The organism is Rhodococcus sp. 27YEA15 (genome assembly GCF_049739425.1).
In the GTDB taxonomy this organism is placed as follows: Bacteria; Actinomycetota; Actinomycetes; order Mycobacteriales; family Mycobacteriaceae; genus Rhodococcus_F.
The window spans coordinates 1594858-1620050 of record NZ_JBMHHW010000001.1; the positions used below are offsets into that span (position 1 = coordinate 1594858).

General features: G+C 62.8%; 25 protein-coding genes. 20 read left to right on the plus strand and 5 right to left on the minus strand.

What is annotated here, in order from left to right:
* The first annotated feature begins 6 nt into the window (after window positions 1–6).
* The 7 genes from ABH922_RS07355 to ABH922_RS07385 all read left to right on the plus strand — a co-directional run bounded on the left by ABH922_RS07355 (window position 7) and on the right by ABH922_RS07385 (window position 7045).
* Window positions 7–351, plus strand: a complete 345-nt coding sequence (locus ABH922_RS07355) for a YraN family protein (RefSeq protein ID WP_424809598.1) — start codon at window positions 7–9, stop codon at window positions 349–351.
* Window positions 351–1859 carry a YifB family Mg chelatase-like AAA ATPase gene (locus ABH922_RS07360; RefSeq protein WP_424806286.1) on the plus strand — a complete coding sequence of 503 codons (1509 nt, stop codon included), beginning with the start codon at window positions 351–353 and terminating at the stop codon, window positions 1857–1859. The genes ABH922_RS07355 and ABH922_RS07360 overlap by 1 nt, the downstream gene beginning before the upstream one ends.
* Window positions 1856–2983: a DNA-processing protein DprA gene (gene dprA, locus ABH922_RS07365; protein WP_424806287.1), complete on the plus strand. Its 1128-nt coding sequence runs from the start codon at window positions 1856–1858 to the stop codon at window positions 2981–2983. Before ABH922_RS07360 ends, dprA begins: the two co-directional genes overlap by 4 nt.
* A gap of 442 nt (window positions 2984–3425) precedes the next feature.
* The gene (locus tag ABH922_RS07370; protein ID WP_424806288.1) at window positions 3426–3785 is read left to right on the plus strand and encodes a histone-like nucleoid-structuring protein Lsr2; all 360 of its coding nucleotides are present in this window, start codon (window positions 3426–3428) and stop codon (window positions 3783–3785) included.
* A 274-nt stretch (window positions 3786–4059) separates the two neighbouring features.
* Window positions 4060–4830: a siderophore-interacting protein gene (locus ABH922_RS07375; protein WP_424806289.1), complete on the plus strand. Its 771-nt coding sequence runs from the start codon at window positions 4060–4062 to the stop codon at window positions 4828–4830.
* A gap of 55 nt (window positions 4831–4885) precedes the next feature.
* Window positions 4886–5812, plus strand: coding sequence for a tyrosine recombinase XerC (locus ABH922_RS07380; protein WP_424806290.1), 927 nt, complete (start codon window positions 4886–4888; stop codon window positions 5810–5812).
* A gap of 123 nt (window positions 5813–5935) precedes the next feature.
* Window positions 5936–7045: an AAA family ATPase gene (locus ABH922_RS07385; protein WP_424806291.1), complete on the plus strand. Its 1110-nt coding sequence runs from the start codon at window positions 5936–5938 to the stop codon at window positions 7043–7045.
* A 38-nt stretch (window positions 7046–7083) separates the two neighbouring features.
* Here the strand turns inward: ABH922_RS07385 and ABH922_RS07390 are convergent, their stop codons facing one another.
* Window positions 7084–7617 (minus strand): M23 family metallopeptidase, encoded by a 534-nt coding sequence (locus tag ABH922_RS07390; RefSeq protein ID WP_424806292.1) that lies wholly within the window; start codon window positions 7615–7617, stop codon window positions 7084–7086.
* A gap of 298 nt (window positions 7618–7915) precedes the next feature.
* On the opposite strand from ABH922_RS07390, the gene rpsB reads away from it, so the two are divergent.
* The 6 genes from rpsB to ABH922_RS07420 all read left to right on the plus strand — a co-directional run bounded on the left by rpsB (window position 7916) and on the right by ABH922_RS07420 (window position 12937).
* The gene (gene rpsB, locus ABH922_RS07395; protein ID WP_424806293.1) at window positions 7916–8770 is read left to right on the plus strand and encodes a 30S ribosomal protein S2; all 855 of its coding nucleotides are present in this window, start codon (window positions 7916–7918) and stop codon (window positions 8768–8770) included.
* Window positions 8771–8883: 113 nt separating this feature from the next.
* Window positions 8884–9711, plus strand: a complete 828-nt coding sequence (gene tsf / locus ABH922_RS07400; RefSeq protein ID WP_424806294.1) for a translation elongation factor Ts — start codon at window positions 8884–8886, stop codon at window positions 9709–9711.
* A gap of 200 nt (window positions 9712–9911) precedes the next feature.
* Window positions 9912–10640 (plus strand): UMP kinase, encoded by a 729-nt coding sequence (gene pyrH, locus ABH922_RS07405; protein ID WP_424806295.1) that lies wholly within the window; start codon window positions 9912–9914, stop codon window positions 10638–10640.
* Between the two features lie 55 nt (window positions 10641–10695).
* The gene (gene frr / locus ABH922_RS07410) at window positions 10696–11253 is read left to right on the plus strand and encodes a ribosome recycling factor (protein WP_424806296.1); all 558 of its coding nucleotides are present in this window, start codon (window positions 10696–10698) and stop codon (window positions 11251–11253) included.
* 51 nt (window positions 11254–11304) lie between these two features.
* On the plus strand, window positions 11305–12201 hold the full coding sequence (locus ABH922_RS07415; RefSeq protein WP_424806297.1) for a phosphatidate cytidylyltransferase: 897 nt from the start codon (window positions 11305–11307) through the stop codon (window positions 12199–12201).
* Between the two features lie 7 nt (window positions 12202–12208).
* Window positions 12209–12937: a class I SAM-dependent methyltransferase gene (locus ABH922_RS07420; protein ID WP_424806298.1), complete on the plus strand. Its 729-nt coding sequence runs from the start codon at window positions 12209–12211 to the stop codon at window positions 12935–12937.
* A gap of 68 nt (window positions 12938–13005) precedes the next feature.
* Here ABH922_RS07420 and ABH922_RS07425 read toward each other — a convergent pair whose 3' ends face one another.
* Window positions 13006–13851: an HpcH/HpaI aldolase/citrate lyase family protein gene (locus ABH922_RS07425; RefSeq protein WP_424806299.1), complete on the minus strand. Its 846-nt coding sequence runs from the start codon at window positions 13849–13851 to the stop codon at window positions 13006–13008.
* A 95-nt stretch (window positions 13852–13946) separates the two neighbouring features.
* Window positions 13947–14378 (minus strand): LapA family protein, encoded by a 432-nt coding sequence (locus ABH922_RS07430; protein WP_424806300.1) that lies wholly within the window; start codon window positions 14376–14378, stop codon window positions 13947–13949.
* A 103-nt stretch (window positions 14379–14481) separates the two neighbouring features.
* On the opposite strand from ABH922_RS07430, the gene rlmN reads away from it, so the two are divergent.
* Window positions 14482–15591, plus strand: coding sequence for a 23S rRNA (adenine(2503)-C(2))-methyltransferase RlmN (rlmN, locus tag ABH922_RS07435; protein ID WP_424806301.1), 1110 nt, complete (start codon window positions 14482–14484; stop codon window positions 15589–15591).
* Window positions 15592–15671: 80 nt separating this feature from the next.
* Here the strand turns inward: rlmN and ABH922_RS07440 are convergent, their stop codons facing one another.
* Window positions 15672–15941, minus strand: coding sequence for a DUF2631 domain-containing protein (locus ABH922_RS07440; protein WP_424806302.1), 270 nt, complete (start codon window positions 15939–15941; stop codon window positions 15672–15674).
* 120 nt (window positions 15942–16061) lie between these two features.
* Between ABH922_RS07440 and dxr the strand changes: the two genes are divergently transcribed.
* From dxr to ABH922_RS07465, 5 genes are all read left to right on the plus strand, one after another.
* A complete protein-coding gene (gene dxr / locus ABH922_RS07445; RefSeq protein WP_424806303.1) occupies window positions 16062–17219 on the plus strand; it encodes a 1-deoxy-D-xylulose-5-phosphate reductoisomerase in 1158 nt (385 codons plus the stop codon).
* A 6-nt stretch (window positions 17220–17225) separates the two neighbouring features.
* Window positions 17226–18446, plus strand: a complete 1221-nt coding sequence (locus ABH922_RS07450; protein ID WP_424806304.1) for a M50 family metallopeptidase — start codon at window positions 17226–17228, stop codon at window positions 18444–18446.
* 125 nt (window positions 18447–18571) lie between these two features.
* A complete protein-coding gene (ispG, locus tag ABH922_RS07455) occupies window positions 18572–19729 on the plus strand; it encodes a flavodoxin-dependent (E)-4-hydroxy-3-methylbut-2-enyl-diphosphate synthase (protein WP_424806305.1) in 1158 nt (385 codons plus the stop codon).
* Window positions 19730–19852: 123 nt separating this feature from the next.
* Window positions 19853–20689 (plus strand): GNAT family N-acetyltransferase, encoded by an 837-nt coding sequence (locus ABH922_RS07460; RefSeq protein ID WP_424806306.1) that lies wholly within the window; start codon window positions 19853–19855, stop codon window positions 20687–20689.
* 51 nt (window positions 20690–20740) lie between these two features.
* Window positions 20741–22555 carry a penicillin-binding transpeptidase domain-containing protein gene (locus ABH922_RS07465; protein ID WP_424806307.1) on the plus strand — a complete coding sequence of 605 codons (1815 nt, stop codon included), beginning with the start codon at window positions 20741–20743 and terminating at the stop codon, window positions 22553–22555.
* Between the two features lie 12 nt (window positions 22556–22567).
* On the opposite strand, the gene ABH922_RS07470 is transcribed toward ABH922_RS07465, so the two are convergent.
* A complete protein-coding gene (locus tag ABH922_RS07470) occupies window positions 22568–23380 on the minus strand; it encodes a LuxR C-terminal-related transcriptional regulator (protein WP_424809599.1) in 813 nt (270 codons plus the stop codon).
* 176 nt (window positions 23381–23556) lie between these two features.
* Between ABH922_RS07470 and ABH922_RS07475 the strand changes: the two genes are divergently transcribed.
* Window positions 23557–25179, plus strand: a complete 1623-nt coding sequence (locus ABH922_RS07475; protein ID WP_424806308.1) for an AMP-binding protein — start codon at window positions 23557–23559, stop codon at window positions 25177–25179.
* Window positions 25180–25193 lie beyond the last annotated feature (14 nt).

Consider the following 25193-nt stretch of genomic DNA (forward strand, 5'->3'; position numbering starts at 1 on the left):
GTGAATATGGATCTGGGTGCACGCGGAGAAGATCTTGCCGCAGTGTTCTTGATCGACGCCGGATTCAGCGTCGTGGAACGCAATTGGCGATGCAGATTCGGCGAGTTGGATATAGTCGCCACCGTCGACGACCGAATCGTGTTCGTGGAAGTCAAGACTCGATCGGGACTGTGGTACGGAACGCCGGCAGAGTCGGTGACGTGTTCAAAACGCCGTCGTATCCGGATGTTGGCGTTGCAATGGCTGGCAGAATCGGGCCGCGCCTGGTCGAAGGTGCGGTTCGACGTCGTTGCGGTGATGATCCCGCGTGACGGCGAACCCGTGATCGAACATTTCGTGGAGGCCTTCTGATGGCGTTGGGGCGGGCGCATTCGGTAGCGGTCAGTGGCGTGGACGGCCAGATCGTGGAGATCGAGGCAGACATCGGCCGTGGACTTCCGGCGGTCCACCTTGTCGGCCTTCCGGATGCCGCATTGCAGGAATCGCGTGATCGAATTCGGGCGGCGGTCACCAATTCGGGCGAGGAATGGCCGGACAGCAAGGTGATCTTGGCGCTCTCTCCGGCGACGTTGCCCAAAGTAGGCAGCGTCTACGACCTCGCGTTGTCCTTGGCCGTACTTGATGCGGCAAAAAAGCTGCCTCGCAGACAATTACGTGAGTCGGTGTTTCTCGGCGAACTCGCCCTGGACGGTCGGCTACGAGTGGTTCGAGGAATTCTGCCCGCTGTGTTGGCGGCGAAGTCCGCCGGTTGGGGAACCGTCGTGGTTCCGCACCGAGCTATGGCGGAGGCGGGATTGGTCAGCGGTATAGAGATTCTCGGAGCTCGCGACCTGGCCGAGGTGGTGGGCTGGCTTCGGGGTGAGCGATATCTGCCGGTGCCGGAACCGTTCGAGCAGGGCGAGGTGTCGAGCGCGAGCGATCTCAGCGAGGTCGTGGGCCAGGCAGACGCTCGATGGGCGCTCGAGGTCGCGGCGGCGGGCGCACATCACGTGATGTTGACCGGGCCTCCCGGAATAGGCAAGACCATGCTGGCCCAGCGACTGCCGGGGATCTTGCCGGCGTTGACGGAACAGGAATCGCTGGAAGTAACTGCGATTCATTCTGTGGCGGGGACGCTACCGGAGGACCGCCCGTTGATCGATCTACCGCCGTTCATCGCGCCTCATCACAGTTCGTCCGTCAGTGCACTGGTGGGCGGGGGCAGTGGAATGGCGAAGCCCGGTGCTGTCAGTCGCGCCCACCGCGGCATCTTGTTCCTCGACGAGTGTGCCGAAATAGGGGTGAAAGTTCTTGAAGCCCTTCGGACGCCGCTCGAAGACGGTGAAGTGCGTATCGCTCGACGCGACGGTGTCGCGCGTTATCCGGCGAGGTTTCAATTGATACTCGCCGCCAATCCGTGCCCGTGTGCTCCGTCGCGAGATGCGGACTGCGTGTGTGCGCCCGCAGCCCGTCGGCGGTATCTGGGCAAATTGTCGGGGCCACTTCTCGATCGAGTCGACATCCGTGTGCGGATGCAGGCAGTGGCCACCGGTGCGCTGATCGACGAGGTAGGGGAGAGTACGGCGGACGTTCGTGCCCGAGTGCAGGCCGCGCGAGAGGGTGCCGCGCAGCGATGGAGTGAGTACGGGTGGCGGACAAACGCGGAAGTCCCCGGTCCTGCCTTGCGTCAGAAATTCCGCCTTACCCGTACCGCTCTTGCGCCGGTCGAGCGTGCCCTTCGCAAAGGCGTGATCACCGCACGCGGCGCGGATCGGGCGTTGCGGGTGGCCTGGAGCGTGGCGGACTTGGCAGGTGCGGCGATGCCGGGATCGGATGAAGTGGTCATGGCACTCGACTTCCGGGACAGGGGATTTCAGTGACGATATACGATCCCGATACCCTGGCCTGGGCGTATCTGTCCCGAGTCGTGCAGGGGCCGAGTACCTATCTCGGCACCCTGGTCGAGCAACTCGGTGTACAAGAAGCAGCCAGATGCGTGCGCACCGGAGATCTTCCCCTGGAGTTCCGCGAGAAGACACAGGCCAGAGCGCATCTCGACACTGCTCGTCGCGATCTCGATCTGATGGAAGCCATGGGCGGACGACTCGTGACACCGCAGAGTCCCGAGTGGCCGGCATGGCGGATGCTCGCCTTCGACGGCCTCGGGCGTGCGGCCGAGGACAACTCACCCTGCGCGCTCTGGGTGGTGGGCTCGGAGAAACTGGCCGACGTCACGGAACGCTCGATTGCGATAGTGGGTACGCGTGCGTCCACGTCGTATGGCGACCATGTCACCGCGGAGATAGCGGGCGACCTCGCCGCCGATGGATGGACGGTGATCTCCGGCGCCGCATTCGGTATCGACGGCGCCGCGCATCGTGCAACTCTGGGGGTCGGCGGTGTGACAGTGGCGGTGCTCGCGTGCGGCGTCGACCGCGCATACCCGTCAGGGCATGCACGATTGCTCCAGCAGATCGCCAGGAGTGGCGGTGTCGTCAGTGAGTACCCGCCGGGAACAACGCCGGCCAAATTTCGGTTCCTTGCCCGAAACCGGCTGGTGGCCGCGATGTCCGACGGAATAGTAGTGGTCGAGGCAGGCTGGCGCAGTGGAGCTCGTAACACGGCGACCTGGGGAAGGAGATTGGGTCGTCCCGTGATGGCTGTGCCCGGACCTGTGACATCGGCCTCGTCAGCAGGATGCCATCGTATGATCCGCGAAGGTGAGGCGCTTCTGGTTGCCAACGCCAGTGACGTCGTGGATGTGGCAGGGCCGGTCGGAGTCGGTGACTGCTCGGAAGACGAGGCGGCAGTGCGCGCACTGGATTCGCTTAGCGGCAATTCTCGATTGGTGTATGAAGCGCTTCCCGGTTCAGGTTCGCGCAGTGTTAATCAGCTCGCAGAGGAATCAGGATTGTTGATCAACCATGTTCGGGCGACATTGCCGCTTCTGGAGTTGGAAGGTTTCGCCGGTTCGGACACAACGGGATGGTTTCGAATCAAATAGCGAATCGAATATCATCGCACTTTCGACGCCGCCGACAGGATTAGCATACCGTTTAGTACGTAATTTCCAGTAGTGAATCTCACGTCTGTCGAAGTCGTCACGTCGGATGAGCGTGTGTCGCAGATCGAATTGTCACTTGTATTCGTGCCCTGTCCGTGACCTGCAGGCCGAATCTGAGTAATTGCTGAGAATAGTAGATGTGCACGTATTCCGCAGAGCGTCGGATGGGTGCGATCACGGGCGGTGACTATCGACCACCTTCGAATGGGAGAGCCGGTCCGACCGGGAAGTGAAGGTAATCACCCAAAGGATCGCTATCTCCGACGGGCATACGTGGGGTCGAAGGAACCTTCATAGGATCGCGAACAATAAGTTTTGTTATGCCGGTGATTTTATGTGTACTGTGATGGAGAATTGAATCAATCTTTGAAAGAGGAGCGCAATGGCTGAGAAGCTGATCCGGCAGCTTATCGACGACCTCGATGGCAAGCCGATCGATGACGGATTCGGTGATCGGATCGAGTTCGCCTACCAGGGCACGGATTACGTCATCGATCTACGCGCAACCAATGCCGAGAAGTTCGATGCGGCAGTGAAGCCTTTCGTGGAAGCTGCGGCAAAGGTGGGAACGCGCCGTGGCAAGAAAACTCAGGTAGCTGTTCCGGTGGCAACGTCGGGATCGGGCCGTTCCAAGGAGACGCTCCAAGCGATTCGTGATTGGGCCGGAAAGAACGGCTACGAAGTAGCTCCGCGTGGCCGGATCAAAGCGGAAATCATCGACGCTTTCGACGCTGCACACTAGTTCGATTTCGACTCTTGCAGGCACCCGACGAGCTTCGTCGGGTGCCTGCACTGCGTTTCGCGGGACGAGTGGAGAGCCGAAACCGGAGCGTCGATTTCATGTCTTCTCGTCCTTTACCGCGATTGCTGTTGTTTCCGAAAATTCTTGGCCGAATGGTCGGTTTTCGATTTGAACGATTGTCCGATTTGGTTTAGTCGGTGCACGTGTTTCACCCATGCCCAATTGGTGTCATGTAAGTTGGTTAGGTAACACTAATTTTCGAGAGGATGTGGCTGTGGCCAAGCCGACAACGACATTGACCGTGCTGCGCACAGAGCAATTGACGCCGCACATGGTGCGCGTGATCCTGGGTGGCCCGGGGTTCGACGACTTTTCGCCGAGTCAATTCAGTGACTCGTACGTGAAGCTGGAATTCGGGACTACCGACCAAGCAGTACTTCGGACTTACACGATTAGATCGTACGATCCTGCCGCACGTGAAATAGCAATCGACTTCGTCGTCCACGGTGATGTCGGTGTCGCAGGTCCGTGGGCCGCGAGTGTGAAGCCTGGTACGTCCATCACGCTACGCGGACCGGGTGGTGCATACGCACCTGCAGAGAGTGCTGATTGGTATTTGTTCGTCGGCGACGAAACGGCGGTGCCGGCGATTTCGGCGTCGGTGCAAAAGCTGTCGGGTGATGCCGTCGGTTACGTGGTGATCGAGGTCGGCGGAGAAGAAGACGAAATCGCCATCGACGCGCCCGCAGGCATCGCTGTGTCGTGGATTCACCGAGGGGCATCGGCGGATATCGTCGGAGACGAAGCTGCCGGAGACAATGCTCCGCTCATCGCGGCAGTGAAGGCTCTGGACTGGCTACCGGGTAATCCGGACGTGTTCGTCCACGGCGAGGCCCAGGCCGTCATGCACAACCTGCGCCCCTACATACGGAAGGAACGCAGCGTTCCGGCATCGTCGGCATCGATCTCGGGATACTGGCGTCGGGGTCGTACCGAAGAGGGATTCCGCGTGTGGAAGTCGGAACTCGCAGCGACCGAAAGCTGACGACGTGCCGTGAGTCGGGCTTGCGATTGCATCACGGACCGAGGACCGTGTGACCATGACGGACTCCCTGCCGGTTGAATTCGCGATTCTCCTCGACGTCTACGCCGAGCATCTTCGACTCGCCAGATCCAGATCCGAACACACGATCCGAGCGTATGTCTCCGATGCGGCTTCGCTACTGGCTCACGTTGCGGCGCAGTCGGATATGGCGACTGTCGAGGATCTCGATCTGGTAGCGATGCGGTCGTGGTTGGCTGCGCAATCCACCAGTGGCGCGGCACGCACCACTATGGCGCGGCGGGCGTCGTCGGCCCGGGGTTTCACAGCGTGGCTGGTTCGCAGTGGCCGCGTCGAGGTGGATCCCGGCCTGCGTCTGGCCGCGCCACCTGCGCGTAGATCGCTTCCGGCCGTGCTGCGCGAAGACCAGGCGGTTGACGTGATGAATGCCGCGGATGTCGGTGCCAGAGAACAAGATCCGGTAGCGCTGCGAGACCGGTTGATAGTCGAGTTGCTGTATTCGACGGGTGTTCGAGTGGGAGAACTCTGCGGACTCGATCTCGATTCCGTCGACAGCGACCGCCAACTCGTCCGGGTAATCGGAAAAGGCGACAAGGAGCGGGCGGTTCCGTACGGACCGCCCGCTCGCTCCGCGTTGGAGGCCTGGCTGGAGATCGGCCGGCCCGCGCTCGTCTCTGCTAGATCGGGGACGGCGCTTCTACTGGGGAAGCGGGGTGGGCGCCTGAATCAGCGGCAGGCGCGCTCGGTGGTTCACGAGACGGTGACGGCGATCGAGGGCGCCCCGGACATCGGGCCACACGGGTTACGGCATTCGGCTGCGACACATTTGCTCGAAGGCGGTGCGGACCTTCGTGTGGTGCAAGAATTCCTCGGTCACGCGAGCATGGCCACGACCCAGCTTTACACGCACGTCTCGGTCGAGCGCTTGAGATCGGTGCACGATCAGGCCCACCCACGGGCCTAGATTGCGTGGAAGCGCGAGTTCTGCGCGTGTGTTTGGTAGCGTCGCCAGTAGGGAGGGTGGACAGCAGCCAAGGTTCGACGGTCTGGACTGGGCACTCGATGACATGCAATTTCCGGGGGAACCGTGAACCGCCAAGATCTGACGCACTCGCCGCACGCCGAACAATCGGCATGGCTTCCCGAAGCTGCTCAACCGGTTGGTGACGCTCTAGCGCGAGAGGCGCAGCCACGGCAGCGTGAGATGTGGACGGCTCCGCCTACCCCGCCGTCGAACCTGCAGCAGGTCAGTAATCAGGATCTAGTTGCCGAAGCCTTGCTGAAACGGTCAAAACGGACTCCACGTGGCGGGTGGCGGAAGGGGTTGCATCGGGCCACCGGGGGGGTTGTGAACTTCGGTGAGTCTGTCAACGACCAGCGAGATCGAGCCCTGATCGCGCGGATCGAGCAGCCGATCCGCAACGACTACAGAATCGCGTTGCTCTCACTCAAAGGCGGGGTGGGCAAGACCACGGTGACCGTCGGTCTGGGTTCCACGTTCGCGTCACTGCGAGGTGATTGTGTGGTGGCGGTGGACGCCAACCCCGACTTCGGAACACTTGCGCAACGGGTGCCACTGCAAACGCGGTCCACGGTGCGTGACCTGATTGCGGCACAGCCGAACATCAACAGTTACTCCGACGTCCGGGCCCACACATCGCAATCGCCGAGCCGTCTCGAGGTATTGGCCAGTGAACAGGACCCGGCCATTTCCGAGGCCTTCAGCGAAGACGACTACCGCCAGGTCATAGACATTCTGCAGGTGTACTACAACATCATCCTGACCGACTGCGGAACCGGCATCATGCACTCGGCCATGAACGGTGTGCTCGATCTGGCCAATTCTCTTGTGCTGGTCAGCTCGCCTGCCATCGACGGTGCGCGCAGCGCGGCAGCAACATTGGACTGGCTGCAACTGCACGGATACGGCCATCTCGTGGAGCGCACCGTCGTCGTGATCAGTGCCGCTCGCCCCGGTTCGAGCGTGATCGACATGGACGCGTTGGTCGACTACTTCCTTCGGCGGTGCCGTGCGGTCGAGGTGATTCCCTTCGACGAACACCTCGCCGAAGGTGCGGTGATGGACCTCGAGTTGCTGCGGCCGGCGACCAAGCGAGCGTTCATGGAACTCGCCGCCATGGTCGCGGACGACTTCGCGGACGCGGTAGGTCGGCACGCCGTCTCGGAGTGGCACTGACTGTCCGTTCTCGGAACGGTCGACGGGCAAGGCGTGGTTCAGTGCCGGCTGCCGTCCGCCACTGGCTTGAGTCGCAACGGTGCGAGGCGTACCAGCGCGAGTGGATCGAGGTAGTCCCGGTCACGTTTGGCGCCCCAATGGAGGCAGGCTGACACGGTGCAGCCGTCGTGTCCGGATCTGAGTATTCCGATGGCGCCGCCCAACTCCACCCGGTCACCGATTCGAACCGTGGCGTCCACCGGTTCGTAGGTTGTTCGCAGTCCGCCTGGGTGATCGATCGAGACGGTGGGCTTGCCGGCAACTACCCCGGCGAATGCCACCGTCCCGGATCCGGCGGCGACGACGGACTGGGAGTCGACGCCGGCCAGGTCTACACCGCGGTGTCCGGGCAGCCAGTTCGCGGTCGGTTTGTCGAAGGCGCGCTGCACCGTCGGACGTGGGGACAGTGGCCAGTCGAACCGAGTCCGGGCGTGAGCGTGTGCCCCGGCGATCGGAAACGTCGAAACGAGAAGTGGGCCGATGACCGCGAGAATGGTGACGACGTGTCGGGCCGTAGTGGATGCAACGTTCATGAGTTCATCGTCGACCTCGGGACACGTCACGAACCTGCAGGCAGGCAGGTTGTGCACAGGATTTCGACTTGCGCACAGATCGGGTACGGCGGTGGCGTTTAGGGCATCGGACGCCGACCGCGTACACTGATCGGGCGGTCTGTGCTCGCACAGACCGACTTCGCGCGCCCGCGCACGTTTTCCGGCCTCGGCTGGTCCTCTTCCTTCGGATGAGGTCCGACGGCCGTGCGGGTGCCAGGGCAGGGATCACCCGATCGCCTGCATCAACCGGCAATTCGAAAGTTTGAGGTACACAGCCATGGCTGTCGTAACCATGAAGCAGATGCTTGACAGTGGAACCCACTTCGGGCATCAGACCCGTCGCTGGAACCCGAAGATGAAGCGATTCATCTTGACCGACCGCAACGGCATCTACATCATCGACCTCCAGCAGACGCTGACCTACATCGACAAGGCGTACGAGTTCGTCAAGGAGACCGTTGCCCACGGCGGCACCGTCCTCTTCGTCGGCACCAAGAAGCAGGCGCAGGAATCCATCGCCGCCGAAGCTACCCGCGTCGGAATGCCCTACGTCAACCAGCGTTGGCTCGGCGGCATGCTCACCAACTTCACCACCGTCCACAAGCGTCTCATCCGCCTCAAGGAGCTCGAGGCAATGGAGCAGACCGGTGGATTCGAAGGCCGCACCAAGAAGGAAATCCTCATGCTCACGCGTGAGATGACCAAGCTGGATCGCACCCTCGGTGGTATCCGTGACATGGCCAAGGTTCCTTCCGCAGTGTGGATCGTCGACACCAACAAGGAGCACCTGGCAGTTGCCGAGGCGCGCAAGCTGAAGATCCCGGTCATCGCGATCCTGGACACCAACTGCGATCCTGACCTCGTCGACTACCCGATCCCGGGCAACGACGACGCCATCCGTTCCGCAGCACTGCTCACCAAGGTTGTCGCGTCCGCGGTCGCCGAGGGTGTACAGGCTCGTGCGGGACTGAGCGCCGACAAGGACGCGAAGCCCGAAGCCGGCGCCGGAGAGCCCCTCGCCGAGTGGGAGCAGGAATTGCTCTCGCAGGCAGCACCGGCCGCAGAAGAGGTAGCCCCGGCTGCCGACGCTGAGGCTGCTCCCGCCGCAGAGGCACCGGCCACCGAGGCCTGATTCGTTGAAACCGGCCCTGACCAGAGTTCCTTTGGTCAGGGTCGTTTCACCTTCAGGCCCGCTCCATACTTAGACCAAGGTCCGAAACAGACATATGAGGAGGCTCGCTACCCATGGCGAACTACACCGCCGCTGACGTCAAGCGGCTCCGTGAGCTCACCGGCTCCGGAATGATGGCGTGCAAGAACGCACTGGCCGATGCCGACGGCGATTTCGACAAGGCTGTCGAGCAGCTGCGCATCAAGGGCGCGAAGGACGTCGGCAAGCGTGCGGAGCGCACCACTGCCGAAGGCCTCGTCGTCGCCAAGGGCGGCGTTCTGATCGAGATCAACTGCGAGACCGACTTCGTCGCCAAGAACGAAGAGTTCATCAAGCTGGCCGATTCCATCGTGACGGTTGCTGCCGCTGGTAAGCCCGCCGACGTCGACGCGCTCAAGGCACTCGAGCTCGACGGCAAGAGCATCGACACCGTGATTCAGGAGCAGTCCGCGAAGATCGGTGAGAAGCTCGAGCTCAACCGCGTCGCATCCTTCGACGGCCCGGTCGCCGTCTACCTGCACAAGCGCAGTGCCGACCTGCCGCCCGCCGTGGGCGTTCTCGTCGAGTACACCGGTGAAGGCGACGCAGCTGCCGACGCTGCGCGCGCAGCCGCGATGCAGGTTGCCGCGCTCAAGGCGAAGTACGTCACGCGTGACGAGGTTCCCGAGGAGATCGTCGCTTCCGAGCGTCACATCGCCGAAGAAACCGCTCGCGCGGAGGGCAAGCCCGAGCAGGCTCTGCCGAAGATCATCGAAGGCCGCGTCAACGGCTACTTCAAGGACGTCGTACTCACCGAGCAGTCTTCGGTTCAGGACTCCAAGAAGACCGTCAAGGCGATCCTCGACGAGGCCGGCGTGACCATCAAGCGCTTCGTGCGTTTCGAGGTCGGCGCTTCCGCCTAGTCTCACAAGTCGTGCACACGGACCCCGCCAGGAGAGCATGTGCTCTACCGGCGGGGTCTACGTGTACCTGGGGTCTTTCATGAGGCAGGATGGGAGAGCCTGCGGGCTAGTCCCGAGCGAGGACGACCCACGCCGATCGTGAATCGGTGACCAGATGGAACTCGAGGGCCACACGGCCCGGTATCGAACTGAGGAGAACAATGTCCGAACCAGCCAACGAACGTCCAGGATTCAAGCGGGTCCTGCTCAAACTCGGCGGCGAAATGTTCGGAGGCGGAAAGGTCGGACTGGACCCGGACGTGGTCACGAAGGTGGCCGAGCAGATTGCCGAGGTCGTCCGATCCGGCGTGCAGGTCGCTGTCGTAATCGGCGGCGGCAACTTCTTCCGCGGCGCCGAGTTGCAGCAGCGCGGTCTCGACCGCGCCCGCTCGGACTACATGGGAATGCTCGGCACCGTCATGAACTGTCTGGCGTTGCAGGACTTCCTCGAGAAGGCCGGTGTCGACACTCGGGTGCAGACCGCCATCACGATGGGGCAAGTTGCCGAACCGTATCTACCGTTGCGCGCGACTCGCCATCTCGAAAAGGGCAGAGTGGTGATCTTCGGAGCAGGCATGGGTATGCCGTACTTCTCCACTGACACCACGGCAGCTCAGCGGGCGTTGGAAATCGGAGCCGAGGTGGTTCTGATGGCCAAGGCGGTCGACGGCGTCTACTCCGCCGATCCGCGCGTGGATCCGAACGCCACGATGTACGACCAGATCACCCACCGCGAGGTGATCGAGCGCGGCCTCAAGGTCGCCGACGCCACGGCATTCAGCCTGTGCATGGACAATGCGATGCCCATGATGGTCTTCAACTTGCTCACCGACGGAAACATCGCGCGCGCGGTGTCCGGTGAGAAGATCGGGACACTGGTCAAGTCGTGATCGCCGTAGACAATGTGTTCGACGAATCGACAATCAACGACATGGAGGAACAGCCGTGATTGATGAAGCGCTCTTCGAGGCCGAAGAGAAGATGGAAAAGGCTGTCAGCGTAGCCAAGGACGATCTCGGCTCGGTTCGGACCGGCCGCGCCAACCCCGGAATGTTCTCACGCATCGTGATCGAGTACTACGGCTCGATCACGCCGATCACTCAGCTCGCGAGCATCAATGTGCCCGAGGCGCGCATGGTGATCGTCAAGCCGTACGAGGCGTCGCAGCTCAACGCGATCGAGACGGCCATCCGTAATTCGGATCTCGGGGTCAACCCGTCCAACGACGGCAGCATCATCCGCATCTCGGTCCCTCAGCTCACCGAAGAGCGCCGCAGGGAGCTCGTGAAGCAGGCGAAGTCCAAGGGCGAGGACTCGAAGGTCACCCTTCGTAACATCCGTCGTAAGGCCATGGACGAACTCGGCCGCATCCAGAAGGACGGCGAAGCGGGCGAAGACGAGGTGTCGCGCGCCGAGAAGGAGCTCGACAAGACCACCGCCAAGTACGTGCACACGGTCGAAGAACTCGTCAAACACAAGGAATCGGAACTGATGGAGGTCTAGTACCTCCGATCTGTGCAGTGTTCGTTGTCGGGAGTAGATCAGGGAGTCTGGGTGCACGCACAAGAGGGAACCGTCGGTGGTCCCGTCACGGACGGTCCGTCGGGGGGAGCTGAGGGCACGCAGCCGCCGAAGTCGAAGGCAGGCAGGAATCTTCCTGCCGCAATCGGTGTCGGTGTCGGACTCGGGGCCTTGGTGATAGGCACACTGATATTCCTGCCGCCGGGTTGGATCGTGGTGGTCGCCGCTGCGATGTTCATCGCGACGTGGGAAGTTGCCACCAGGCTTCGGGAAGCCGACATCGCAGTACCCAGAATTCCGCTGCTGGTGGGCGGTCAGGCGACCATCTGGCTCGGCTGGCCGTGGGGACCGGTCGGTGTCCTCAGTGGATTCACCGCAACGGTCCTGGTGTGCATGGTGTGGCGACTGTTCGACCACGGACTGAAAGCCACGCCCAAGAATTTCCTCCGCGACACGTCGATCACTGTTTTCGTCTTGGCGTGGATACCGCTACTGGCGTCGTTCGGGGCGCTGATGGTGCTCGAGGACGACGGTCCGGGGCGGGTGTTCGTACTGATGATCGGCGTGGTGTGTTCCGACGTCGGCGGTTACGCGGCGGGGGTTCTGTTCGGCAGGCACCCGATGGTTCCTGCAGTGAGCCCGAAGAAGTCCTGGGAGGGCTTCGCAGGTTCACTCATATTCTGCGTGATCGGCAGTTTACTGTCGGTGACGTTGATCCTCGGCGCCAATTCGATGATCGGCGTGTTACTCGGCGTGGTCCTGGTCATCGTCGCTACGGTCGGAGATCTGATCGAGTCGCAGATCAAGCGTGAGCTCGGGATCAAGGACATGGGAACCATGCTGCCAGGGCACGGCGGGATCATGGATCGCCTGGATTCACTTCTCCCGTCGGCTTTCGTGACCTGGCTGATTCTGTACGCACTGGTGTGAGGTAGTTGTGCGCAGTGTCCGCGGTGGCCGGGGTACTCCCATTCCCAGCCCGAACATCTGGCATTGGCCCGACGTCTACGAGGTGGAGAACAAGGCTCAGGACGCCGACGGAGCGCTCTGGGCGGCGATGAGCGCCGCGGTCGACTGGACCGGAGGTGACGTGGTGGACATCGGTTGTGGCGCCGGCTTCCATCTTCCGGAGTTCGCGCGCACTGCCAGGCACGTCATCGGGGTGGAGCCACATCCACCCCTGGTGTCGGCGGCGCGGCGCAGGACGCGCGGCTCACGGAATGTCGACGTCGTTCAGGGCACCGCGGAGTCGACAGGTCTCGATGCATCCTCGGTGGACCTGGTTCACGCACGTACCGCGTATTTCTTCGGCAAGGGCAGCGGTCCAGGGATCCGCGAGGCAATGCGTGTACTGCGCCCGGGCGGGACACTCCTCGTCGTCGATCTCGACGTGAGCGCGTCACCGTACGGCGACTGGATGCGCGCCGATCTCGCACACTACGACGCTGCTGCCGTCGAGAGCTACTTCGACGCGCAGGGGTTCACCCTCGTCCGAGTGGACTCACGATGGGAGTTCGAGAGCCGTGCCGATCTGCGGCAGGTGCTCGGCATCGAGTTCACCCGTAAAACCGCGGAACGTGCCTTCGGACAGATCAGTGGACTGGCATTCACGGTCCGCTATCGGATTCACACCAGAGTCAAACCACATACGCTCGAACTCGGCTGACCGGGGCAAGGCAAAACGTCAGGCACATGTGCCTGACGTTTTCTGTACGATCCAGATCTACGAAGTGTTCAGCGTCCTGAGGCTATGTGGAACAGGGTCGCGAGGGTGTGAATCTTCTTCGCTTTCGCGAGTCGCGGCAGGTCGCTGCCGTCGCGGATCCGTGAACCGTCCTCGCCGAGATCAGCGATGACGTCAGCCGCCCATTCGGCGTCCGCCACAGACGGACTCAGGGCGGAATTGACCGGTGCGGTCTGTGCCGGTGTCATACACAGTTTCCCGCCCATGCCGAGTGAGAGCGTGATGGCACAGTCCCGCTCCAACAGGGCCTGATCGGTGCCGAGAGTCGGCCCGTCGATCGGGGGCGCGATTCTGCCGGCGCGGCTGGCGACGGTCAGCCGAGAGCGTGGATACGACATCGACGCAGGGGAGTCGTCCATGCCGGTGTCTCGGCGAAAGTCGCCACTACCGAAGGCGAGGCGAAACACTCCGTCGGCGCGGGCGATCTCGGGCGCGGCCTCGAGGCCGGTGGCCGATTCGACGAGAGCCAGGATCGGGGTGCCATCGGTAAGACGCTCGGTTGTCGCGTCTGCTTGCTGGCCGCTCTCGGTCTTGGCGAGCATCACGCCCGCCAGGCCGGGGAGTCCGGCCAGTGCCGAAAGGTCGTCCGCCCAGAACGGGGTGGTCGCGTCGTTGATGCGAACCCAGGTCCGAACGTGGCCGCCGGATAGAAACGACACCACGTCGTTCCTGGCAGCAGGTTTGGCGGGTGCGGCGACGGCATCTTCCAGATCGAGGATGACGGCGTCGGCCGCGCTGGCTACGGCTGTGTCGAAGGTCTCAGGCTTAGATGCCGGTACCAGAAGCCATGATCTGGCGTGTTCCGGTGCAATTCGCGAGGTCGCAGGTCTCTCCATGTGAGTTGTCACATCTGGGCCTTTCCGGTGATTTCCACGACATCAATGATGCCTCGCGGTCACGTGTTCAACACAATTGCGTAACTAGATTTCAGTCACAGTTGGCGTTTGGCGGCATGGCGAATCTGGAGGATTCGGGCGCCTGTTGCCAGCGCCATGATCAGGGCTCCGGCCACGGCGGACAGAAGAACTGTGATGCCCAGAGGCAGATCGATCTGCCAGGCGAAGATCTGGACCGAAGCGGTTTCGAGGTTCTGGATGATGAAGACGAGCAACAGGATCAGGACTACGGCGCCGATGACCAGGGCGACCCACGTTGTGGCAGTTCGGGTTCGCTCGGTCACGGTGGTCGACTGTGGAGCAGGCGGCGGAGTCGGGGCCGGCGTCGGCTCCTCTGTTCGATCGGCGGCTTCGTCGATATGGATGCTGCCGTTATCTGTGACCTTCGGCAACTGCGGGTCGGAACCGTATCCGTCGGCCGGGCCGTACACGGGTGCGTTGGACGGGTCCTCGGGTGTGGTTGGCATGACCTGATCATCACCCACTCGCGGGCGATGTGCACCGGTAACCGATCTCGAATTGGGGTGGCGGTAGGTCCGACTACCGAAACAGTGGGACAATGGTGTAACTATGGCTGCCTCTCTTCCCCTCGTTTTCACCGCACCCAAGCGTGGAATGCCTCCGCGGCACCTCGCCGACCTCGATTCCGCCGAGCGCAAAGAAGCTGTGAAAGAGCTCGGGCTCCCGGCGTTCCGGGCCGATCAGCTGGCCCGCCAGTACTACGCGCGCCTCGAGGCCGATCCGGCGAAGATGACGGATTTGCCTGCTTCGGTTCGTGACAAGGTCGGGGAGAGCCTGTTCCCGACGTTGCTGACGCCGATCAAGCATCTTGCCTGCGACTCGGGTGACACCCGAAAGACGCTGTGGAAAGCGCACGACGGCACGCTCCTGGAGAGTGTTCTGATGCGGTATCCCGACCGTGCGACACTGTGCATTTCCAGCCAAGCCGGTTGCGGTATGGCGTGCCCGTTCTGCGCAACCGGACAGGGCGGTCTCGACCGCAATCTGTCGACGGCGGAGATCGTGGACCAGGTTCGCGAAGCCGCCGCCGCCATGCGTGACGGGGACGTCGCCGGTGGGCCGGGTCGATTGTCGAACGTGGTGTTCATGGGGATGGGCGAGCCGTTGGCGAACTACAAGCGCGTGGTCGCCGCAGTCCGACGGATCACATCGCCTGCGCCGGACGGGCTGGGGTTGTCTCAGCGCTCCGTCACGGTCTCGACGGTCGGGCTGGCGCCGGCGATCCGCAAATTGGCGGACGAGGGACTGAGCGTCACGCTCGCGGTGTCGTTGCACACTCCGGACGACGAACTGCGTGACACCTTGGTGCCGGTCAACAACCGGTGGTCGGTGGCCGAGGTCTTGCAGGCGGCCCGCTATTACGCCGATCAGACCGGTCGACGGGTTTCGATCGAGTACGCGATGATCAAGAACGTCAACGATCAGCCGTGGCGCGCGGACATGCTCGGCAAGAAGTTGAAGAAAGCACTCGGTGGACTCGTGCACGTCAACCTGATTCCGCTGAACCCGACGCCGGGTAGCGAATGGGACGCGAGCCCCAAGGACGTCGAACGTGAGTTCGTTCGCCGGGTGATCGCCCAGGGTGTCTCATGCACGGTGCGCGATACTCGGGGACAGGAAATTGCCGCTGCCTGCGGACAGTTGGCCGCCGAGAACTGATACAGGCGTGAAAAAGGCTTCCGTGACCAGTTGTCGCGGAAGCCTTTTTTCGTACGGTCCCCGGAGGGCGTCTCGATGCCCTAGCGGGGGCGTCGTCGAATGATGATGTCGCGGACCAGAACGAAGACCATCGTCGCGGCGATACCGATCAGCCACAGGTCTTCGACCTTGCCGTGATGGTTGCCGATGATCATCAGGAGCAGGAACGCAGCGAAGAACCATCCGAAGAAGCGGAAGGTCTTGAGACCCTCGCCACTCCATCCCCACGCCGCCGAGGGCACTTCTGCCTCGTCGACGTGTGAGAAGACGACGGGGGCGCTGGACTTGTCGTCCAACTTGGTATCGGCCACGGTCGATCCTCCTGATCAATCGGTTGAACTTCTGCCCAATATGGTGACATACGACTGCCTGTCGTAAGCAGTGGGGCGTCGATAAGGGTGTTCTCAGGTGATGTCAGGAACAATGGACGAGTGCAGAACACGACACGGACTCGAGTCCTCCTACTGGGCAGTACGGGATCGATCGGTACACAGACGTTGGAAGTGGTCGCCGCGAACCCTGATCGTTTCGAGATAGTGGGGCTGGCAGCCGGGGGAAACAATGTCGAGTTGTTGTCGGAGCAGATCGCGGCCACCGGGGTGCGTGAGGTCGCGGTGGCCAACCCGGCGGTCGCCGACTCTCTCGGCGCGGTGACCGCGCGAACCGGACCGACGGCGGTGACCGACCTGGTCCGTGAGACCGAGGCGGACGTAGTGCTCAATGCTTTGGTGGGGTCGTTGGGTCTCGAACCGACGTTGACTGCCCTCGCTACCGGGGCACGGTTGGCGCTTGCCAACAAGGAGTCGTTGGTCGCCGGTGGCGCGCTCGTGGTGAAAGCGGCTGCCCCTGATCAGATAGTGCCGGTCGATTCCGAGCATTCGGCGCTAGCACAATGCCTTCGCGGCGGTCGCGCCGAAGAAGTCGATCGTCTGGTGCTGACGGCGTCGGGTGGCCCGTTCAGGGGATGGAGCGCCGCTGATCTCGTCGCGGTCAATCCAGCCCAGGCCAAATCTCATCCGACATGGTCGATGGGCCCGATGAATACGCTCAATTCGGCGACGATGGTGAACAAGGGCCTCGAACTGATCGAGACCAACCTGTTGTTCGGGATCGACTACGACCGGATCGACGTGACAGTCCATCCGCAGTCGATCGTGCATTCGATGGTGACATTCTTCGACGGCTCGACGTTGGCCCAGGCCAGCCCGCCGGACATGAAACTGCCGATCGCGTTGGCGTTGGGCTGGCCGGAGCGGATTCGCGGAGCCGCGGCGGCGTGTGATTTCACGTCGGCGTCGACGTGGGAGTTCGAACCACTGGATTCGACGGTGTTCCCGGCTGTCGAGCTCGCCAGATCGGCGGGCAAGGCCGGGGGTTGTTTCACCGCGATCTACAACGCCGCCAACGAAGTAGCGGCTCGAGCTTTTCTCGACGGCGAGATCCGCTTTCCTTCGATAGTCGGCACCGTTGCCGCAGTGCTCGACGACGCGGATCAGTGGTCGGCGGAACCGACTAGCGTGGACGAGGTTCTGGCTGCCGACAGCTGGGCACGCACGCGGGCGCGTCAGCTCGTGAAGCAGGAGGGCTAGAGCTTCATGGTTTTTGCACTGGGAGTTGTGCTGTTCGCCCTCGGCATCGGCGTGTCCATTGCGCTGCACGAGGCCGGCCACATGTGGACGGCCAAGGCGCTCGGCATGAAGGTGCGGCGCTACTACATCGGTTTCGGGCCGAAGATCTTCTCGTTCCGGCGGGGGGAGACCGAGTACGGTCTCAAGGCTCTGCCGCTCGGTGGCTTCTGCGACATCGCGGGAATGACGGCGCTCGACGAGATGACGCCCGAAGAAGAGCCGCACGCGATGTACAAGAAGGCGGCGTGGAAGCGTGTCGTCGTCATGTCCGGTGGCATCGCGATGAACTTCGTACTCGGTTTCGCGTTGTTGTACGGTCTTGCCCTGGGGTGGGGTCTGCCGGATCGCAGCGGCGCTACCTTGGCGAAGGTCGGCAGCTTGTCGTGTGTCGCGCCGACGCAGTCGGAGAACGGCGATCTGGCGTCGTGCGCAGGTGACGGTCCGGCGCAGCGCGCCGGTCTCGAGCCGATGGACGTCATCACCGCTGTCGACGGTCAATCGGTGACGACGTCGGCGGAGGTGGTCGCCAAGTTGCAACCGGTCACCGGCACCGCTGTGCTCAGCGTCGACCGGGACGGGCAGAACCTGACGATTCCGGTTGTCGTGGAGCAGGCACAGCGATGGGTGTCGGATCCGACGACCGGTGACCTGCGGTCGGCGACGGTAGGTGCCGTCGGTATGGGCCTCGCTACGGTCTCACCGCCGTTGTTGCAGTTCAATGCTTTCAGTGCGGTTCCGGGTACGTTGAGTTTCACCGGCTTCACCCTGGTCGAGTCGGTGAAGGCGATGGCCGATCTACCGGCGAAGGTGGGCGCGCTGTGGGAGTCGGTCACCGGCGGCGACCGTGGTCAGGACACTCCGATCAGTGTGGTCGGCGCGAGTGTCATCGGTGGTGAGGCCGCTGAGCGTGCGCAGTGGGCGACGTTCGTCGGACTGCTGGCGTCGATCAACTTCTTCCTCGGTGTGTTCAACATCTTGCCGTTGCTTCCGTTGGACGGCGGGCATATCGCGGTGGTGTTCTACGAGCGGATCCGGGACTGGTTCCGGGCACGTCGCGGATTGATCGCGGGTGGTCCGGTCGACTACACGAAGCTGCTTCCCATCACCTACGTCTTCATCGTGATCGGCGGTGCGTTCATGTTGTTGACACTTACCGCTGACATCGTGAATCCGATCAAGATCTTCTGACCGGGCGGGCGGCACTGCACGTGTCGTCGGGTAACCCCGCACTTGTCGTCGGGTAACGCAGTCGTCGGGTGGTGCAGAGACAGCCCGGCTAAACTTGAAGTGACGCTATGAAAGAAGGCACAGACGTGACCATCCCTATCGGACTGGGAATGCCCTCGGCACCCGCAGCGATCCTCGCCCCGCGCCGGAAGACGCGGCAGTTGAAGGTCGGCACGGTAGGTGTGGGCAGTGATTCCCCCATCTCGGTGCAGTCGATGTGTACCACCAAGACTCACGACGTCAACGCGACTCTTCAACAGATCGCGGAGTTGACCGCCTCCGGCTGCGACATCGTGCGGGTCGCCTGCCCACGCCAGGAGGATGCGGATGCATTGGCGATCATCGCGAAGAAGAGCCAGATTCCGGTCATCGCGGACATCCATTTCCAGCCCCGGTACATCTTCGCGGCTATCGATGCCGGTTGTGCTGCAGTTCGGGTCAATCCGGGAAACATCAAGGAATTCGACGGTCGAGTCAAGGAAGTGGCGAAAGCTGCCGGTGACGCCGGAATTCCGATCCGGATCGGAGTCAATGCCGGATCGCTCGATCCTCGTCTGATGGAGAAGTACGGTAAGGCCACACCGGAGGCATTGGTCGAGTCGGCGCTCTGGGAAGCCGGATTGTTCGAGGAACACGGTTTCGGTGACATCAAGATCTCGGTCAAGCACAACGACCCGGTCATCATGGTCGAGGCATACCGTCAGCTCGCTGCGAAATGCGACTATCCGCTGCACCTCGGTGTCACCGAGGCCGGTCCGGCGTTTCAGGGCACCATCAAGTCGGCAGTGGCCTTCGGTGCATTGCTTGCCGAGGGTATCGGCGACACCATTCGTGTTTCGCTGTCGGCGCCGCCCGCCGAGGAGATCAAGGTCGGCAATCAGATTCTGCAGTCGTTGAACCTCAGGCCGCGCAAATTGGAGATCGTTTCCTGCCCGTCGTGTGGGCGAGCCCAGGTTGATGTCTACACGTTGGCGGACGAGGTCTCGGCTGGTCTCGAAGGTATGGAGATTCCGTTGCGGGTCGCCGTGATGGGTTGTGTGGTGAATGGACCGGGAGAAGCGCGCGAAGCGGATCTCGGTGTTGCGTCGGGTAACGGCAAGGGCCAGATCTTCGTCAAGGGCAAGGTCATCAAGACGGTTCCCGAGGCGCAGATCGTCGAGACCCTCATCGAGGAAGCGATGAAGATCGCGGAATCGATGGAGGGTGAGTCCGTGGAGGGTGCTCCGGTGGTTACCGTCAGTTGAGTGCGGTCCGGTCAAACGTCCCCACTGTTGTCTGGTTCGTGGCAATCTGACGGGGACACTCGCTTCGGCGTGTCATGGAGTACGGCTGACAGAAACTCTCGGACGAGCAGTGGGGGTGTGCAAGTGCTCAAACTTCTCGGAGCCAAGCAGGTGGCGAACCGGGACCTCGACGACGTTCGTCGAGTGCTCGACGCTGATCCGGTTGCCGCGTGCATGATCGCGGCGCGGATCGAGGAGAGCGGTATCGATCCGCGAAAGATTCACGGCGAGTTGTGGAGCCGCGGTGGTCCGCTCTCGTCGCTCTGTTTCGCGGGAGCGAATCTCTTTCCGCTGCGTGGTGACCTCGACGACATTCGGGCGTTTGCCGACCGAGCTGCCAGGATTCCGCGGATGTGCTCGTCGCTGGTAGGGCGCGCCGAGCTGGCTTTGCCGTTGTGGGAGATGCTCGAACCGGATTGGGGGACGGCCAGGGAGGTGCGTGCCGAGCAACCGCTGTTGGCCGTGGCCGAGCCCCCGGCCTGTGCTGTCGATCGAATGGTGCGACAAGTACGTTCCGACGAGCTCGACATCTACCTGCCTGCGGCGATCTCGATGTTCGTCGAAGAGGTGGGTATCGACCCCAGGGCACACGACGGTGGACGCGGCTATCGGCATCGGGTGGCGAGTCTGATAGCGGCCGGCCGGGCGTGGGCGCACATCGAGGACGGGCGGGTGTTGTTCAAGGCCGAAGTGGGTGCGATGTCTGCGACGTGCGGCCAGATTCAAGGTGTTTGGGTGGATCCGGAGCACCGTGGACAGGGTTACGGCGTCAGCGGTACCGCTGCTGTGGCCAAGTCCATCACAGATACCGGGCGTATCGCGAGTTTGTACGTCAACAGCTTCAACACGATCGCCAGGTCGACGTATTCGCGGGTGGGTTTCCGTCAGGTGGCGACGTTTTCGACGGTGCTCCTCGACTGACCCTCGTGGTTGGTCCCAGCTTGATCACGGTCGGATCTAGGATGGGGTCCGATGAATACTCGGTCGTTTTCTCGCAGGCGTGCAGCTCGGTGGATGGCGTTGCCTACCGTTCTCTTCCTGGCAGTGGGGGTCGGTGCGTGCTCTGCGCGTCCGGCCGGTCCCGAATCGGTGGCGCAGGATTTCCTGAGCTCGTTCGGTGAACGAAATCTCGACGACGCGGCGAACCTGACTGATCGACCGGACGCCGCCGGTGTGGTGCTCAACGACACCTGGGACGCGCTCCAGGCGGAGTCGATGAACGCGGAGACGACGTCGGTGAGGATGGACGGTGATACCGCGACGGTGGGTTATACCTATCGATGGCAGCTGCCCAAGGATCGAGTCTGGACGTACGACGGCGAGCTGAAGATGGGACGTAAGGACGGATCCTGGTCGGTCCGTTGGAGTTCGACGGACGTGCATCCCCGGCTTGGGGACAAGCAGACGATGGTGTTGCGCTCTATCGCGGCACCGAAAGCCCGTGTCAACGAGCATTCGGGCACGGATGTGTTGGTGCCGGGCATCGTCTATCGCGTGAAATTCGATCGCTCCAAGTCGGGTGACGTGATTGCATCGGCCAATGCGCTGGCGTCGACGTTGGCGCGATTCGATTCGTCTCTGACGGGCCAGTCGATCGCCGAGTCGTCGACGGCCGTGAAGGGTGACTATCTGGTCACCCGCCTGCGTAGCGAGAACTACGAACAGGTGCAGGCGCAATTGGATTCCATTGCGGGGGTATCGATTTCCGACGAGGCCGATCTGGTGTCCACGGATCCGGAATTCGCCCCGGACCTGTTGGGCCAGATCAAGAAGACGATCATCGACGAGGTCGACGGTAAGGCCGGCTGGCGTGTGGTGACCGTCAACCAGAACGGTGTGGACACCGACGTGCTGACCGAGACGGCCCCCCAGCCGGTTCCGTCGTTCTCGATCAGTCTGGACCGCAACATCCAGATCGCGGCGCAGCGCGCGGTCAATCTTCGCCAGGATCAGGCCATGATGGTCGTGATCGAGCCTTCGACCGGCGCGATTCTCGCGGTGGCGCAGAATCCGGCGGCCGACCGGGACGGTCCCGTCGCTACCACCGGTCTGTATCCGCCTGGTTCGACATTCAAGATGGTGACGGCCGGAGCGGCGATCTCGACCGGCCAGGCCACCCCCGATACCCTCGTTCCGTGCCCCGGTCGGATCGTGATCGGTGAGCGGAGTGTGCCGAACTACAACGAATTCTCGCTCGGCACAGTGCCCATGGCTACGGCGTTCGCGCGCTCGTGCAACACCTCGTTCGCGAAGCTGGCCAGCGAGATGCAGGAGAACACGTTGACCGACGCGGCAGCACAGTTCGGGATCGGGCCGGATTACACCGTGGTGGGATTGCCTACGGATTCGGGATCGGTTCCGCCGGCGTCGGACCTCGTTCAACGCACCGAGGACGGGTTCGGTCAAGGCCTGGTGGTGGTCAGTCCGTTCGGTATGGCGATGGCGGCGGCGACCGTCGCGCATGGCTCGACGCCGGTGCCGCAACTGATCTCCGGCCGCGAGACGACGGTGGACGGGGCGGGTTCGGCGATCACTCCGGCGATGGTCGAGGGCCTGCGCTCGATGATGCGGTTGGTGGTCACGAGTGGCACCGCGGATCGGATCGAGGATCAGGGTGAGGTGTACGGCAAGACCGGTGAGGCGGAAGTCGACGGTGGCTCGCACGCGTGGTTCGTCGGCTACCGCGGTGATCTGGCGTTCGCGACCTTGGTGGTGCGCGGCGGAAGCTCCGACAACGCCGTGGCTGTCACGCGGGACATGCTGACGGCGCTGCCCGAGGGATACTGAGTTTTCGGCTGGTCAGGGGAGCAAGCCCAGTTTGCGTGCGGTGACCACTGCTTCGTGTCGGGAATGTGCGTCGAGCTTGTTCATTGCGCTACGCAGGTAGGCCTTGACGGTTTCCGGACGAAGTGTGAGTCGTTGCGCTGCCTCGGTGTTGGTGCATCCGAGTGCAACGTGGGAGAGCACGTCGATCTCTCGTGGCGTGAGGTTCACGTCGGATTTCTCCGGCTCGCCGGAGGAGGTCAGTAGTCTGGCGAGACGCTTCGAGAGGCCGCGAAGTTTTTTCTGCAGGTCGGTGTCGGTGACACTCTGTGCAACGCTGCGAAGTTCGGCATGGACGTCGCGGATCTCCTCGGTTGCCATTCCGTCGGCGGACGTGACGGCGGCGACACGGAGTAGTTGGAGGCGGCGGTCGACCTCGTCGCGAATGGAGAATTCGGTGCTCAGTCGCCTGGACGCGGCCACCATCACGTCGACGGTCCGATCGCCGAGCGGATGGCACTCACGGCTTGCCGCATACAAGACCGCGCGCGAAGTGCCGTCGACCATGACGGGTACGGCGAGGATGGAGCGCAAGCCCTCACCCAGCACTGGCCGGTCGTAGTGGTGAGTGATGGATTGTGCATTGCCGTAGTCGTCGACCGAGATCGGTGCACCTTGGGCGATCACGCGCCCACCCATGCCTGATCGTGGCGGAATGGACAATCCCTTGAGGTGGTTGGTGCGCGTGCCGACGAACTCGCTCAGGTGCAGGGTGCCGTCGTGCACCTCGCCGCCGAACAGGACTGGAACCACGCCCTTGCCGGCTGCGGTCCTGAGTTCACCACGCATGGCGTCCCCGTCGCGCGGGCGTAGGAGTGACGAGGTGTGGGTGGTCACGCGGATACCCCTTTCCGGGGGTGGTGAAGTTATCTTGTGAGCTAGATCATAGGTGGTGAACAGTATGTACGACGACCCGGTCACGAAATCTCCGGCAAATCGTACGAACACGAAGAAGGAGTCTGTTGATGAGCACCGATACCGCCGTGCGGGTGCGCGAGTTGTTGGACTTGTACGACACCGCCGATGCGAGTCCCGCAGAACTGCTCTGCGATCGGCACCCGGCAGACGCCGTCGCGTTCACCGTGATCGAGGCTGACCTTACCTCGGTGGATCTGACGTACGGTCGGCTACGTGAGCAGTCGGCGCGCTTTGCTGCGGCGTTGGCGGATTTGGACGTGCAGCCGGGCGACCACGTTGCGACGTTGATGGGTAAGTCGGCGGACCTGGTGGTGGCTCTGCTGGGTATCTGGCGCCGAGGTGCGGTCCACGTCCCGCTCTTCACCGCGTTCGCGTCGCCCGCCATTGCGTTCCGGCTCACCGCCAGCGGCGCGAAGGTCGTCATCTCGGACGCGAACCAGATGGACAAGCTCGCTCCGGGCGAGGACATTCCGGCGGACGCGAGCTGGCGGATCGTCGTTGCCGGTGGTGCCACCGGAGACGAATTGGACTTCGATGCGCTGATCGCCGCTCAGGATTGCGAGGACCCCAAGGGTGCGGCAGTTCCGGTCGGCGGAACAGCACCGATGGTGCAGCTTTTCACCAGCGGTACGACGGGAACGCCCAAGGGTGTGCCGGTTCCGGTTCGCGCTCTGGCGTCGTTCCACGCGTATCAGGAGTTCGGCCTGGACGTGCGCGCCGACGACGTCTTCTGGAATGCGGCCGACCCCGGTTGGGCGTACGGGCTGTACTACGCGCTGCTCGGACCGATGGCGGCGGGCACGCGGAGTCTGCTGCTGCATGCCGGTTTCTCGGCGCCCCTCACCTGGCAGATCGTCGAGAAGTTCGGCGTCACCAACTTTGCGGCCGCTCCGACCGTGTACCGGAGCTTGCGAGCGGACAAAACTCCGGTACCCGAGGGGCTCACTCTGCGGCGGGCGTCGTCCGCGGGTGAGCCGCTGACCCCGGATGTGGTTGCCTGGTCCAAGGATTCGCTCGGGGTGGAGGTACGCGACCATTACGGCCAGACCGAGCACGGGATGTTCATCGTGAATGCCTGGGCGGACGGTCTACGCACCGATGTTCGCACGGGTTCGATGGGGCTCGCGTTGCCGGGTTGGTCGGCTGCGGTGCTCGAAGACGATTCGGACGAGGTGGCTGCGCCGCGTACTCAGGGACGGGTGGCCATCGACACCCACGCCAGCCCGCTCCTGTGGTTCACCGGTTACGTCGACGCTCCGGAGAAGACGAAGCAGCGGTTCACCGAGGACGGGCGCTGGTATCTGACCGGTGACGCCGGAATGACGGACGAGGACGGGTTCTTCTTCTTCTCCTCACGCGATGACGACGTGATCATCATGGCCGGCTACCGCATCGGCCCCTTCGACGTCGAGAGTGTGTTGGTCATGCACGAGCACGTCATCGAGGCTGCGGTGGTGGGCATGCCGGACGAGTTGCGCGGCGAGGTCCTCGAAGCGTTCGTTGTTCTGCGCGAAGGTGTCGACGGCGACGCCGAACTCGAGAAGGAATTGCAGACTCTGGTGAAGAAGAAGTTCGCCGCACACGCCTACCCGCGTACGGTGCACTTCGTGCCGAGCCTGCCGAAGACTCCGAGCGGCAAGGTCCAGCGTTACATTCTGCGTCAGGGCTGACCCGAATCTGCTGT

Excerpts from the sequence above, each read along its gene's own strand:
- ABH922_RS07355 (WP_424809598.1), top strand. The coding sequence starts at position 7 with ATGGATCTGGGTGCACGCGGAGAAGATCTTGCCGCAGTGTTCTTGATC.
- ABH922_RS07360 (WP_424806286.1), top strand. The coding sequence starts at position 351 with ATGGCGTTGGGGCGGGCGCATTCGGTAGCGGTCAGTGGCGTGGACGGC.
- ABH922_RS07370 (WP_424806288.1), top strand. The coding sequence starts at position 3,426 with ATGGCTGAGAAGCTGATCCGGCAGCTTATCGACGACCTCGATGGCAAG.
- ABH922_RS07380 (WP_424806290.1), top strand. The coding sequence starts at position 4,886 with ATGACGGACTCCCTGCCGGTTGAATTCGCGATTCTCCTCGACGTCTAC.
- ABH922_RS07390 (WP_424806292.1), bottom strand. The coding sequence starts at position 7,617 with ATGAACGTTGCATCCACTACGGCCCGACACGTCGTCACCATTCTCGCG.
- rpsB (WP_424806293.1), top strand. The coding sequence starts at position 7,916 with ATGGCTGTCGTAACCATGAAGCAGATGCTTGACAGTGGAACCCACTTC.
- tsf (WP_424806294.1), top strand. The coding sequence starts at position 8,884 with ATGGCGAACTACACCGCCGCTGACGTCAAGCGGCTCCGTGAGCTCACC.
- pyrH (WP_424806295.1), top strand. The coding sequence starts at position 9,912 with ATGTCCGAACCAGCCAACGAACGTCCAGGATTCAAGCGGGTCCTGCTC.
- ABH922_RS07425 (WP_424806299.1), bottom strand. The coding sequence starts at position 13,851 with ATGGAGAGACCTGCGACCTCGCGAATTGCACCGGAACACGCCAGATCA.
- ABH922_RS07430 (WP_424806300.1), bottom strand. The coding sequence starts at position 14,378 with ATGCCAACCACACCCGAGGACCCGTCCAACGCACCCGTGTACGGCCCG.
- rlmN (WP_424806301.1), top strand. The coding sequence starts at position 14,482 with ATGGCTGCCTCTCTTCCCCTCGTTTTCACCGCACCCAAGCGTGGAATG.
- ABH922_RS07450 (WP_424806304.1), top strand. The coding sequence starts at position 17,226 with ATGGTTTTTGCACTGGGAGTTGTGCTGTTCGCCCTCGGCATCGGCGTG.
- ABH922_RS07465 (WP_424806307.1), top strand. The coding sequence starts at position 20,741 with ATGAATACTCGGTCGTTTTCTCGCAGGCGTGCAGCTCGGTGGATGGCG.
- ABH922_RS07470 (WP_424809599.1), bottom strand. The coding sequence starts at position 23,380 with ATGCGTGGTGAACTCAGGACCGCAGCCGGCAAGGGCGTGGTTCCAGTC.
- ABH922_RS07475 (WP_424806308.1), top strand. The coding sequence starts at position 23,557 with ATGAGCACCGATACCGCCGTGCGGGTGCGCGAGTTGTTGGACTTGTAC.